General features: G+C 56.2%; 13 protein-coding genes. 7 read left to right on the plus strand and 6 right to left on the minus strand.

Features of this window, described 5'->3' with window-relative positions; translation table 11 throughout:
* Nucleotides 1-89 precede the first annotated feature (89 nt).
* The 5 genes from AC4LF3_RS05890 (at nucleotide 90) to AC4LF3_RS05910 (ending at nucleotide 3458) form a co-directional block, all read left to right on the plus strand.
* A complete protein-coding gene (locus AC4LF3_RS05890) occupies nucleotides 90-875 on the plus strand; it encodes an SIR2 family NAD-dependent protein deacylase (RefSeq protein ID WP_491834935.1) in 786 nt (261 codons plus the stop codon).
* A gap of 269 nt (nucleotides 876-1144) precedes the next feature.
* Complete coding sequence (locus AC4LF3_RS05895; protein ID WP_491834936.1) at nucleotides 1145-1774, plus strand: helix-turn-helix transcriptional regulator; 630 nt, start codon at nucleotides 1145-1147, stop codon at nucleotides 1772-1774.
* Nucleotides 1775-1778: 4 nt separating this feature from the next.
* The gene (csgE, locus tag AC4LF3_RS05900; protein ID WP_491834937.1) at nucleotides 1779-2171 is read left to right on the plus strand and encodes a curli production assembly/transport protein CsgE; all 393 of its coding nucleotides are present in this window, start codon (nucleotides 1779-1781) and stop codon (nucleotides 2169-2171) included.
* Nucleotides 2168-2578, plus strand: coding sequence for a curli assembly protein CsgF (locus tag AC4LF3_RS05905; protein ID WP_434135899.1), 411 nt, complete (start codon nucleotides 2168-2170; stop codon nucleotides 2576-2578). The genes csgE and AC4LF3_RS05905 overlap by 4 nt, the downstream gene beginning before the upstream one ends.
* Before the next feature lie 28 nt (nucleotides 2579-2606).
* Nucleotides 2607-3458: a CsgG/HfaB family protein gene (locus AC4LF3_RS05910; RefSeq protein WP_010797523.1), complete on the plus strand. Its 852-nt coding sequence runs from the start codon at nucleotides 2607-2609 to the stop codon at nucleotides 3456-3458.
* A gap of 41 nt (nucleotides 3459-3499) precedes the next feature.
* Here AC4LF3_RS05910 and AC4LF3_RS05915 read toward each other — a convergent pair whose 3' ends face one another.
* The 4 genes from AC4LF3_RS05915 to pobA all read right to left on the minus strand — a co-directional run bounded on the left by AC4LF3_RS05915 (nucleotide 3500) and on the right by pobA (nucleotide 8053).
* Nucleotides 3500-4573 (minus strand): glycoside hydrolase family 5 protein, encoded by a 1074-nt coding sequence (locus AC4LF3_RS05915; protein ID WP_312270162.1) that lies wholly within the window; start codon nucleotides 4571-4573, stop codon nucleotides 3500-3502.
* 484 nt (nucleotides 4574-5057) lie between these two features.
* Nucleotides 5058-5855 carry a hypothetical protein gene (locus tag AC4LF3_RS05920; protein ID WP_019366620.1) on the minus strand — a complete coding sequence of 266 codons (798 nt, stop codon included), beginning with the start codon at nucleotides 5853-5855 and terminating at the stop codon, nucleotides 5058-5060.
* A 66-nt stretch (nucleotides 5856-5921) separates the two neighbouring features.
* Entirely contained in the window at nucleotides 5922-6770 is an 849-nt protein-coding gene (gene nadC / locus AC4LF3_RS05925; protein ID WP_491834938.1) for a carboxylating nicotinate-nucleotide diphosphorylase, read from the minus strand.
* Nucleotides 6771-6868: 98 nt separating this feature from the next.
* Entirely contained in the window at nucleotides 6869-8053 is a 1185-nt protein-coding gene (gene pobA, locus AC4LF3_RS05930) for a 4-hydroxybenzoate 3-monooxygenase (protein ID WP_491834939.1), read from the minus strand.
* A gap of 169 nt (nucleotides 8054-8222) precedes the next feature.
* Here pobA and AC4LF3_RS05935 point away from each other — a divergent pair, with 169 nt between their 5' ends.
* Both AC4LF3_RS05935 and AC4LF3_RS05940 read left to right on the plus strand, forming a co-directional pair.
* Nucleotides 8223-9119, plus strand: a complete 897-nt coding sequence (locus tag AC4LF3_RS05935; RefSeq protein WP_010797528.1) for a helix-turn-helix domain-containing protein — start codon at nucleotides 8223-8225, stop codon at nucleotides 9117-9119.
* 45 nt (nucleotides 9120-9164) lie between these two features.
* A complete protein-coding gene (locus tag AC4LF3_RS05940) occupies nucleotides 9165-10022 on the plus strand; it encodes a LysR family transcriptional regulator (RefSeq protein ID WP_010797529.1) in 858 nt (285 codons plus the stop codon).
* Between the two features lie 40 nt (nucleotides 10023-10062).
* Here the strand turns inward: AC4LF3_RS05940 and AC4LF3_RS05945 are convergent, their stop codons facing one another.
* Complete coding sequence (locus AC4LF3_RS05945) at nucleotides 10063-11241, minus strand: HPP family protein (RefSeq protein ID WP_491834940.1); 1179 nt, start codon at nucleotides 11239-11241, stop codon at nucleotides 10063-10065.
* A 143-nt stretch (nucleotides 11242-11384) separates the two neighbouring features.
* On the minus strand, nucleotides 11385-12566 hold the full coding sequence (gene hmpA, locus AC4LF3_RS05950; RefSeq protein ID WP_407363028.1) for an NO-inducible flavohemoprotein: 1182 nt from the start codon (nucleotides 12564-12566) through the stop codon (nucleotides 11385-11387).
* Nucleotides 12567-12619: the final 53 nt, after the last annotated feature.

Here is a 12619-nt window from a genome sequence, read left to right on the forward strand (position 1 = left end):
ACCAATAGGACTCCTGGTGAAAAAAGACCGGAAAGGCCTCTTTATAAAAGCAGGATCGGCCCACTCATGGAAAGATTGGAACTGATGTTATGAGCCAAACCCCATCCTCTACGTCCCTGGCGATAGATGAAGCGCTGAAACACTGTATTCGCGATGCACAGCATGTGGTGTTCTTTACCGGTGCAGGCGTATCGGCCGAAAGCGGCATTCCCACCTTTCGAGATGCGCAGACTGGACTCTGGGCAACGTTCGATGCCACCGAACTGGCAACCCCCGAAGCCTTTGAGGCGGATCCGGCCCTCGTCTGGGGATGGTACGAATGGCGTCGTATGAAGGTGCTGAAGGCTCAGCCCAATCCGGCCCATCTTGCCATTGCCCGTCTTGCCCAGCACTTTCCACGCGCTACCGTCGTTACCCAGAATGTCGATGATCTGCACGAGCGTGCCGGGAGTGCCGATGTACTGCACCTGCATGGCAGCCTGCATCAGCCGCGCTGTTTTGCCTGCGGCACCGGCTATTCGTTCGAACGTGAAATACCGGTTGAACCAGATCAAGGTCGTCGTGTCGAACCGCCACGCTGTTCCAGGTGTAATGGTTTTATAAGGCCGGGCGTCGTCTGGTTTGGCGAGTCGTTACCGGTACAGGCCTTGCAGCAGGCATTTGATGCGGCAGCCCAGTGTGATGTCCTGTTTTCCGTCGGTACATCCGGTGTGGTCTACCCGGCCGCTCAGATGCCTCATATTGCGCGTGATGCCAATGCCGCGGTCGTTCATATCAATCCACAGCCGGTTTCAGGGGCACATTCCGATGACTGGACGTTGATTGGTGCAGCAGGTGATCTATTACCTAAGTTGGAAAGAGAAGTCTTTTCCTGATGTATCTCGTTACGTGAATACAGTCCTGTTTCATAAAGTGTTCACGTTGGTTCTTGAGAATTCTGTTGTTTCAATCCAGCCTGCTGAATATTCAACCGTCATCAGGGAGTGATGCCAAAAGAATTTCAATATATCGCTGTGTTTAATTTCTCATTTGTTTGAGGCGAAATGGTTTCAGGGGCTTTTTTGTTTGTGATCGCAAGATCGTTGGATAGCCTACCGACATTAAGAATAACCGAGGCTTAAAGTTGAGTTCAGCAGACGCCATTATGGCAACAGGCCGCCCGCCACTTACCGTTAAACTACTGACCAAGAATCAGTTGTTGGGGCAGTTGTTCCAGCACTTTCTCAATCAGCAGACGGAATTCGAGTTATGCGTGGGTGACTTCAATGGATTGGAAAAGGCCAGGGCATCTCTGTGGCTGCTTGATGTCGGTAGTGTCGCATTCGAGCAGTGCTCGGCTGTGCTGGAGCAGTTGATTGGTCAGGCACCGGTTGCGCTGGTCAATACCTCGGATGAGCAGGCGCAGCAGCTCATCGAAAAGCATCCCGAGATCAAGGGAATCTTCTACACCCATACCTCCCGGGAGCTTTTGCTCAATGGCATACAGGCCCTGCTGATGGGACGGGACTGGTTGCCACGTGATGTCATGGAGCGTCTGATCGAGCGCTATCGGCGGATGCAGACACTGGAAGAGGAGGCGGTGGACCTGACCGGGCGCGAGCGTGAGATCCTGAGCCTGGTTGGCAAGGGTTATTCAAACGCGGAGATTGCCCATCAGCTCTGCCTGAGTACACACACCATCAAGAGCCATATTCATAACCTGCTTCGCAAGATTGGCGCCTCCAATCGTGCAGAGGCTGCGCTGAAGTTCTACGAAAAGAGTAAAGGACATTAACGCAATGAAGCGTTGGGGAGTCGGACTGCTGGGGATGATGCTGCTGATGTCGGCACAGGCTGCCGATGATGAGGAGAATATCCAGGGCTTTATCGTCGACAACACGATCTCCCGCTTCGGTCACGACTTTTATCGCTATTTCAGCGATCGATTGGTCGATACCAGCCAACTGGATTTCAACTTGGTAGTACGCGAGAGGCCTTCTGCGCGTTGGGGAAGTTTGGTCTGGGTGGAGCATGACCAGCGAGTGGTTTACCGACAGTTCATCCAACCTAATGTCGCGGAGCTCAAAGGCACGGCCTATGCAGCGGCGGACATGGTCAAGGACACAGTCGCTAAACAAAAACTGGAAAATCTTTTATATGACACCTTCGACATGGACAGAGACGAGCTATGAAGAATAAGAACGTACATTCAGCAACGATGCTAGGGCTGCTATTGCTAGGTTCCGTCTCGTCGCTCCAGGCCACTGAACTGGTCTATACCCCCAAGAACCCTGCTTTTGGCGGCAGCCCGTTGAACGGCTCGTATCTGCTTGGTAACGCGCAGGCCCAGAATGACTATGACGATCCGGATGCAAAAAAGGCAACTACGCTATCGGCACTGGAGCGTTTTACCAACCAACTGCAATCAAGCTTGCTCTCTGACGTACTGACTAAGGCTCGTAAAGGGGAAGCAGGTAGCCTTCAAACTGACGATTTTATTGTCAATATGCTCAAGGATGAGACTGGACAGTTGGTCATTCATATTACCGACCGAGCAACCGGCGAAATATCCGAGATCGTAACCGGAACGACTTACTAAGCGGCACGCTAAACCAGGAATAGCCATTATGAAACGACTCATGATGTCGTCAGCGTTGCTGTGCGCGATGCTGATGCAGGGATGTTCTGTGCGTGACCCCATGCCCGCCGAACAAAATGCCCAACCTACACTGACCCCACGGGCTTCTACCTATTACGATCTGCTGAATCTGCCAGCACCGCGAGGCAAGCTTGTTGCGGCCGTCTATGGGTTCCGTGACCAGACCGGCCAGTACAAGCCCAGCCCGGCCAGCTCGTTCTCTACCGCCGTCACCCAGGGTGGCGCCAGCATGTTGGTCGATGCACTCCAGGCCAGCGGCTGGTTCGTGGTGCTGGAACGTGAGGGACTGCAGAACATTCTGACCGAGCGCAAGATCATCCGGGCGACCCAGAGCAAGCCCAACACGCCACAAAACATTCAGCAGCCGCTCCCTTCACTGCAGGCAGCCAACATCCTGCTCGAGGGTGGCATCGTTGCCTACGACACCAATATTCGCAGCGGCGGCGAAGGCGCTCGCTACCTGGGAATCGGTGCGTCCCAGGAATACCGGGTCGATCAGGTGACGGTCAATCTGCGCGCCATCGATGTACGTGGCGGACAGGTATTGGCCAACGTGATGACATCCAAGACCATCTTCTCGATTGGTCGCTCGGCGGATGTCTACAAGTTCGTCGAGTTCAAGAAGCTACTAGAGGCAGAGTCTGGCTATACCACCAACGAGCCGGCTCAGCTTTGTGTGCTGTCGGCTATCGAAGCGGCTGTCGCACATCTGATTGCCCAGGGGATCGAGCGTAAATTGTGGGTCGCCTCCGACGTTCATGCGCTGGATGACAATGAAGTCCTGAGCAAGTACGTGACCTCGAAAACGATGCCCAAGTAAGCCAATGGGGCCTCAAGCAGGCCCCATTTCCATAGGCCCGATCAATTCGGGCCTATTTGTATGCACTGACTAGGTGTGCTCAGGTATTTCTTGAGCGTCGGCCATTGCGGGCGTTCCTGTCCATTCACGGGCTCAACCGCCAGGTTGTAGTTACCCCAGCCAGGACCTGCCGCCCAATAGGTTGCCGGGATACAGTTCTGTCTGAGATAGGCCAACATGTTGTCCATCAGTACCAGCCAGCGAGGATCATTGTCTGGGACGCCAAACTCGCCGATATAACCCTTCTTGCCATGCTTTTTCAGCCACTCTACGAAAGGCTTCACTCGCGCCACACCATACATGGGGTCCAGTGTGCTGACGTCCACGGTCTCGTAGGTGCCGCCGGAGTTGTTATCGAAATAGGTGTGCGCCGAGAAAATCAGATTGTCGGACGGGTCTTTCAGATTGAGCAGCGAATCGTTCCATTGCGCCCAGCGGGTTGCCTCCGCCCAACCATTGCCTTCGACAATAATGGGTTTGACCTTGTCCACCGTACGCACGCCATTGATGCCATGCTGTGCTGCGGTCGGCCAGTAATCGAGCGCACCGTTGGGTTCATTCATAATGTCGTAGGCGTAGAGGGCAGGGTGCTTGGCCCAACGAAAGGCGATGCGGTACATCACGTCGTGGTAGGCCGCATACGGCACGTTCTTTGTGCCAATCAGCTCACCGCGATAGCGCGCATAGTTATGTAGGTCCAGAATGACGCGCACATTGTATTTCTGTGCATAGTTCATGGTCTGCTGGATCAGCCCTACATAGTCCGGGTCAAGCATGCTGTAGAGCTTGGGCTGTAGACGCTCCCAGATGATAGGAAAGCGGATCAGGCGAACGCCTCTCTCGCTCCAATCCTTGAAATGGGTTTCCGTAGGGAAAATATAGTTGCGGTTGTTGAGGCCGGGTAGAACGTGGGCCGCAAACCCTGCGCCCGACATGTTCAAGCCAACCAGACCGACGCTTAAATCATCCGCTTGGGCTGTAGCGGATAGCGTAGCCACAGAAGCAGAGAGCAGCAGCCCCTGTACTGCACCACGAAAGAGGCGTCTGAGTCGTGCGATGGATTCAAAGCGGTTCATGAAAGTTTCCCCAATATTGAATAAATCAATTACCAGCTGCTGTGTTGCGCTGGATAAGCCGTGACAGTCGTTTAAGCGCCGAGGTGATTTCTGCGGCGCATACTGTCGTTGTGCTTGGCGTATCGACGGCTTAGCGTTTGGCTTGAGGTACGAAATAACAGTGAAAAGGCCGTCATAGAGCGGCGATTAGTCGCAATAATGGCTATTTGGAATGATTAATTTAGGTCTGTCAAAAATATGGCGAAGGCGCTTATAAAAATAATTGGCGCGGCTAAGTGACGATGAGTCAACGATTAACCGGAGCTATGAATGATGTTCGGGACAGATATTTTCGTGAACGAAAAACGCACAGGAAGCGCGAGGCGGACCAGCGAAGAGGATTTGAAGCGTTAACAGCTAAAGTTCTAAAGTGTGAGCTTGATCAATTTATCGGTGGCCTCTGCCGCTGCTGCAGAAGCCACCGATTCCAAGGGCATTCCAGACGTTAATGCACGGATTGGGCGCCCACCTTGCTGAGCACTGCAAGGGTCTGCTTGAGCGCGGCGAAGGCAGTGTTAGTATTCTCATCCGTACTCAACAGGCCGTCGAACAGGCTGGCAATCAGCACGTTATCCCGCTGCGTAAAGGTTTCGATAATGGCCGTTGCGTTCACCTTGGCAGCCGTACCGGTTGCCTGGATATGCTCGACCAGCAGCGAGGCAAGCAGGGCAACATAGCGGGCTGCCAGAGGGTAGGCCTTGAGAAACACACTGTAGGGCGCGTCAAGCAGGCTTGGAGAGAACCCTTTGGCGAGACCACGTTGAGCCGTAGCGGCTGCCAGGTGAATGGCTGCCTCACGGTCCTGAGTAACGGCAGGATTATCCTGCAGCGCCTTGCTCATATGGGTAATAAGTGTGTTGAGAAATACCTTGCGGTTGGCCAGGTATTCGTCTTCGATATCCAGCAGGTTCTTGTGGATGTACGCCAGTTGCCGGGCTTCTTCTTCGCCTTCGGCGGCAATCGTCGCGTTAAAGGCTCGCGTCAACGGCGCGGCCAGGATGCTGGGTTTGCGTCCTTCCAGCTCGGCCTGAAGAATTGGCCCGCTGGAATCTGAAAAGAAGATGCGATCCTTGTACTGCTTGAACAATCCGTTGCGGGCCGTTACCCATTGCTCGGGTTGAAAGAGCTGTACGGCCGTGCTGTCGGAAATGATGACACGGTTCTTAGGACGCGCAGACAGGTAGGCTTCCAGCTGTGGGCTGGTGAAGGCGCTGCTATCGATGACAAGGTAGCGATGGCTCACAAAGGTTCCTTGATAAAGCCTGCGGGCCAGCGAACCGGCCTGCAGTGAACAACAGGAGGCATATGATCAAAGCGCCAGGCGCATGGAAAGATCCAGTGCCTTGACGTCTTTGGTCAGCGTGCCTATTGAAATATAGTCGACACCGGTTTCGGCGATTGGGCGAATGGTCGTGTCATTGATGCCGCCCGACGCCTCCAGCTTGGTGCGGCCCGCATTGATTCTTACGGCCTCGCGCATATCTTCAAGCGAGAAATTGTCGAGCATGACGATTTCAGCGCCTGTGGCCAGGACCTGCTCCAACTCAGCGAGGTTCTCGACCTCTACTTCAACCGGCTTGCCGGGGGCGATACGACGCGCCGTCTCGACCGCCTGGGCAATACCGCCGCAGGCCGCAATATGGTTTTCCTTGATAAGAAAGGCATCGTACAGACCAATGCGGTGATTATGACAGCCGCCACAGGTAACGGCATACTTTTGTGCCAGCCGCAGGCCGGGTAGGGTCTTGCGCGTATCCAGCAGGCGGACCTGAGTACCGCTGACCAAGTCTGCGTAGTAACTGCAGCGAGTCGCTGTGCCTGACAGCAGTTGCAGGAAGTTGAGCGCTGTTCGCTCTCCCGTCAGCAGGGGGCGGGCGGGGCCTGACAGGGTAAAAAGAATCTTGTCGGCCATGACCCGTTCCCCGTCTCGAACCTGCCATTCAACCTTTACGGTGGAATCGATCTGGCGGAACACCTCATCGACCCAGGCGGTGCCGCAGAGGGTGGCGTCTTCACGGGTAATGACAGTAGCCCTGGCGGTGCGGTCGGCAGGGATGAGCTGGGCGGTGATGTCGCCGGTTCCTACATCTTCAGCCAGCGCAGTGCGGACGTTGGCCTGAATTTCCTGAGGTAATTGTTCTAGGTAGGTGCTGGGCATGGACAGTCCTGGCGTGCAGCGTAAAACGCAGCCGAGTGGATGCGCTTTACGGGCGTGGGTCAAGACAGCCAGATTACCAGAGCTTGGCTGCCGTCGCCTTACTCGATCGGTTCATAAGGCAGACCGACATAGTTTTCGGCAATGGTTTTTCTACCGGCCTCAGAACCCAGGAAATAATCCAGCTCGGTCTGCTGGATGCGGCGGCCAAAGTCATCGGTATTAGGAAAGCGATGGAGCAGGGAAGTCATCCACCAGGAAAAACGCTCGGCTTTCCAGACGCGGCGCAAACAGACCTCCGAATAGCGTTGTAGGAGATCCGTACGGCCGTCGTGATAGACCTTGGTCAAAATCCGATACAGGGTGCAGACATCGCTGGCCGCCAGGTTCAACCCCTTGGCCCCTGTGGGTGGAACGATATGCGCCGCATCGCCGACAAGGAAGAGATGACCATACTGCATGGGCTCGACCACAAAGCTGCGCAGAGGCGCGATGCTTTTCTCGATAGAGGGGCCGGTAACAAGTCTGGCAGCGGTTTCGGCCGGCAGGCGTCGTTTGAGTTCATCCCAAAAGCGTTCGTCGGACCAGTCCTCGACCTTCTCGTCAGCGGAAACCTGCACGTAATAGCGGGTACGCGTCTTGGAGCGCATGCTGCATAGGGCAAAGCCGCGCTCATGGTTGGCATAGATCAGCTCTTCGTTCACCGGTGGGGTGTCGGCCAGGACGCCCAGCCAGCCGAAGGGATACACCCGTTCGAACGTCTTGAGCGCGTCTGCCGGAATCGACTGGCGCGAGATGCCATGATAGCCATCGCACCCGGCGATATGGTCGCAGTCCAGGCGTACGGTTTCGCCATTCTTTTCAAAGGTCACATAGGGCTTTTCGCCTTTCAGCTTGTGAAGCTGTACGTTGCTGGCTTCGTAGACACTAAGCGCACCACTGGCCTTACGTGCCTCCATCAGATCTCGGGTGACTTCGGTCTGGCCGTAAATCATGACCGTCTTGCCACCGGAAAGCGTCTTGAGGTCGATGCGCTCTTGGCGACCTTCGAACGCCAGCTCGAATCCATCGTGGACCAAGCCTTCCCGATCCATACGCTCGCTGACGCCAGCCTCGCGCAAGAGGTCGACCATGCCTTGTTCGAGGACGCCGGCACGAATGCGGCCCAGCACGTAATCAGGACTCTGACGTTCGAGGATAACGGTGTCGATGCCAGCGTTGTGCAGCAGCTGACCCAGGAGAAGGCCGGATGGACCGGCGCCGATGATGGCGACTTGTGTCTTCATTGTTATGGTCTCTCGCTTATTGTGTCGTCACGTCCGGCAAAGGGGTGGCCAGCGTGCGTTCTTATCTGCGTCGCCTGTATTTTTGGTTGATCATTGCCGGGCGAGAAGGCACTTTACGTAGGAAGTTCTGGACTTTTATAAACACCCTTGCATAAGAATGAGGTCCACCATGAAACCGCCTGTGCCGAATATTCCGGTGTTCATGCTCTATGGCGACCCATTGGAATGGCCTACACCGGACCTGCTGCACTGCGAGTCCATTCCCAAGCGCAGCAGCCTGCACGATTGGGAGATTCAGTTGCACCGGCATGCCGATCTGGTGCAACTGCTCTATGTGCGAAAGGGATGGGCCGAGCTTAATGTGGATGGGCAGCAGACCCGGATCGATGATGCCGCCATCCAGGTGGTGCCTGCCTTTTGCATCCACGGATTTCGGTTCTCGGAGGACATCGACGGTTTTATTCTCACCCTGGCGATGCCCTTGGTTTCCCGGCTGCAGGAGCATCTGGGCGGGCAGACCCAGACCTTCAGCCAGCCTGCGCTTTATCAGGTCGGACGAGAGCGGCGTTACATCCACACGCTGTTTGCCGCGATCAATAATGAGTACAGCTCCTCGGCGCCGGCACGGGACCTGCTCCTGCAATCGCTGGTTGGGGTGTTGGCGGTATGGTTGGGGCGGCAGGTAATGGTGCGCGACGCCCAGGAGCGGCCCGAGCGAGGTCAGTCCTACCTGACTGCGTTTTCCCAGCTGGTAGAGGCGAATTATAGCAATCACTGGCCTATCGAGGCCTATGCCAAGGCGTTGGGTATCACACCGGCCTATCTCAATGGGCTTTGCAGGCGGCTGCGCGGACAGACCTCACTGGGCGTCATCCATCAACGGCTGTTGCTTGAGGCCAAGCGAAACCTGATCTACACGGGCCTTACGGTTAACCAGATTGCGGATCTGCTGGGCTTTTCCGAACCGGCGTATTTCACGCGGTTCTTCAAGCGGCTGGCCGGGGTGTCGCCCTCGGTGTTCCGCCAGGAGTCCTCCTCGCGCGAAGCAGAACTGCATACAGCCTGAGTTCATGGCTACACTGACGGCTCGCTTATCGATAATCGGATACCCATGGATCTTGAACTGGCCCGTACCTTTCTTGAAATTGCCCGGACTGGAAGCTTTCTGGCTGCGGCGGAACGGCTGCATGTGACGCAAACCGCGGTCACGGCGCGGGTACAGAATCTGGAAGCGCAGCTTCAGTGCCGGCTGTTCGTGCGTAACCGGGCGGGTGCCAGGCTGACGGCAGATGGTCAGGTGTTTGCCGGATATGCCAGTCAGCTGGTACAGACATGGGACGCTGCGCGGCGTGACCTGCCGCTGCCGGAGGGGTTTCGCAATCTGCTCACGGTAGGCGGGGAGGTCAGCCTGAGCAATCCATTGATCCTCAATTGGGTAAAGCGTTTGCGGGAGGCATTGCCTGGCTACGCGGTACGGGCTGAAATTGCCGACAGCAGTCGTCTGCAACAGCAGGTAGAGCAAGGTGTGCTGGATGCGGCACTGGTCTATCAGCCGGAATACTGGCCAGGAATGCAGGTCGAGCAGGTGCTGGAGGAAAAGTTGATTCAGGTCTGCTCGGTAGCTCAACCTGAGCCCTATATCTACATTGATTGGGGCGAGGCCTTTCGCAAGCAGCACGACGCAGCCATGCCCGAAAAGGCGAAGGCAGCACTTTCTTTCAGTCTGGGGCCTCTGGCCTTGCAGTACCTTGTACAGAATGGAGGTGCAGGATATTTCAGGACGCGCGTCGTCCAGAGCTATCTGGATAACGGCATATTGCAGCGGGTAGAACGGGCACCGGAATTTACTTATCCCACGTATCTGGTGTACTCACGGGACAAGGAAACGCCCGTGCTTCAGGATGCGATCCAGTTGCTGCGAGACGTGATCGGTGAGGACGCAGACTGGTCCCAGCGTTGGGAGGGATGAATCCAGGAGGACGCATGGCCTTAACCATGCGCCCTTTGAATCAGGCGGCGCTTTCCTCGGAGGCGCGCTGATTGGCCGCCTCACGGTGCGTCAGTACGTTCTTCAACCAGCGTTGGTAGAGCGCAGCGATCAGGTCGGTCTGGCTGATGATGCCGACCAGGTTGCCCGGCTCATCCAGGACAGGCAGGTAGTGCAGGCCCTTGTCTGAAAGCAGTGACACCAGCTCCAAGATATGGGTGGTATCCCGCACACATTGCACATGGCGTGTCATAAAGCGCTCAAGCGGGATATCGCCTGGATTACCCTGCGCGTTCGGCGAGCCCGGCTCGATGGCCTTGAACAGGTCGGCCAGGGTCACGATGCCCACCAGATGCTTTGCCTCATCAAGAATCGGCAGCGCTTTCAGGTGATGAGATTCCAGCAGGTTCCAGGCATCCTGTAGCCGCGTGTCAGGATGGGCGATCTGTAGGTCCCGCGACATGATCTGAGCGGCGGTGATGGCGCCCATGCTACGACTCAAGGCGTGGCGCTCGGTCTGACGGACCAGGGACTCAAGATCGTCTCGAGTGATGTCGACAAAGCCACCAAACTCCTTCATGGCAAGCTCAAGATCTGCCGTCGTAAAGCCCGCACGCTGCGAAGGAAGCGGGTCTCGTGTGTTATGCGGATTGACAGCGGGCGCCGGAGCCTTTGGGTAAGGCAGGCGAGTCAGGTTGTTGTAGATCAGGGCGCCTGCCAGAACGATTAGCGAACAGAGCGCCACCGGCAGCATGATGTACAGACCGAGTTGTTGAAAAGCCGGCCCGCCCAAGCTGACTGCCACGACCACTGCGATGCCCGGTGGATGGAGGCAACGCAGGCTGAACATGGTCACGATGGTCAGCGCCATCGCCACCGCGGCGGCCAGCAGGGTATGGTCGATCCACTGGCCAACCAGTGCACCAATTCCAGCAGCCACTACGTTGCCGCCGATAATCGACCAGGGTTGCGCCAGAGGACTGGACGAGACAGCAAACAGCAGCAGGGCTGATGCACCGATAGGGGCTGCAATTCGCAGCGCAATCTCGAGTCCGTAGAAGTGAGTACACGCCAGAACGCTGGCTACCATGCCCAGGCAGGCGCCAAGCGTGGCACGGACCAGTTCACGGGGCGGGGCTTTGACGGCAACGGGTTTAAAACGCTTGAACCAGGGCAGCACGGAACGCAGTGTTTTTTTCACGATTATTAGAGGCTTTTATAGGCACGCAGGTAATAGCCTCTTTATCCTAGCGAGCCTGTTGGGATCGATCTAATAAATAATAATGAGCCTTTTGCTCAATAAAAGTGAATTAAAAGGCGGGCCGTTGAGACCCGCCTCTTTACTCAGGCTTCCAACGATGCTGCTGGCCCAAAGAATTCATAGCGACTTTGCGCTTCAGGCACACCCAGCGCTTTCAGCTCACGCTTGATCAGGGCCATGAAGGGCTTTGGACCCAGGAAGTAGGCATCCAGGTCACGATTCTCGGGTAGCCACTGCTCCAGTAGTGCATGTGTTAAAAGTCCGTTTGCATCGCCCCGATCCTCGGGACGCGGATGGCTGTAGCAGAAGTAGCAGCGTAGCTGAGGATGCTTTGCCTTCTGCGCTTCGAGCCACGGGCGGAAGGCTTGGACGCCTGCGTCGCGGGCGCAGTGGATAAAGGTAATAGGGCGACGGGTTTCGAGTGCCGCTTCCAGCATGGTGAGTGCCGGAGTGATGCCAACACCAGCGGTAATGAAGACCAGAGGCTTGTCAGATGGCCTGAGCGTAAACTCGCCTGCCGGTGGGAAAAGCTCAAGACGATCCCCTTCGTTTACCTGATCGTGCAGGTAATTGGAAACACGGCCATCGGCCTCGCGCTTAACGCTGATGCGGTATTCGCGACCGTTGGCGCGTGCCGATAACGAGTAATTACGGCGTACCTCTTCACCCTCCAGTATCAGGCGCATGCCAATGTATTGGCCTGGTTGAAAGTCCAGCAGGGCACCGCCGTCCTCGGGTATCAGGTAAAAGGACGTGATCTCGTCACTCTCTGCTACCTTGCGGGTAACACGAAACCAGCGACCGCCACGCCAGCCGCCGGGGGCTGCCTCATGAGTGGCGTACAGATCTTCCTCTGCGCCAATCAGGATATCGGCCAGCTGACCGTAGGCTGCGGCCCAGGCGTCGATCACTTCGTCGGTAGCGATTTCCTGGCCCAATACCTCGCGAATAGCCCGCAGCAGGCAGGTCCCTACGATGGGATAATGTTCCGGCAGAATCTGCAAGGCGACATGCTTGTTGACGATCTGAGCCACCAGTGGGCCGAGTGCCTCCAGCTGGTCGATATGACGGGCATACATGAGTACGCCATTGGCCAGGGCACGAGGCTGGGCGCCACTGGCCTGATGCGCCTGGTTGAACAAGGGGCGGACCTGCGGGTACTCGTTGAGCATCATCTTGTAGAAGTGAGTCGTCAGCACCTCACCTCCGGTTTCCAGCAGCGGAACGGTGGACTTGATGATTGTGCGTTGTTGAGCGGTTAACATGGTTTAGCTCCTGCGTTGGCTTTATCTTAGTAATACACGAGGCGTGCCAATAG

It is taken from the genome of Pseudomonas sp. C2.3V (assembly GCF_058536325.1).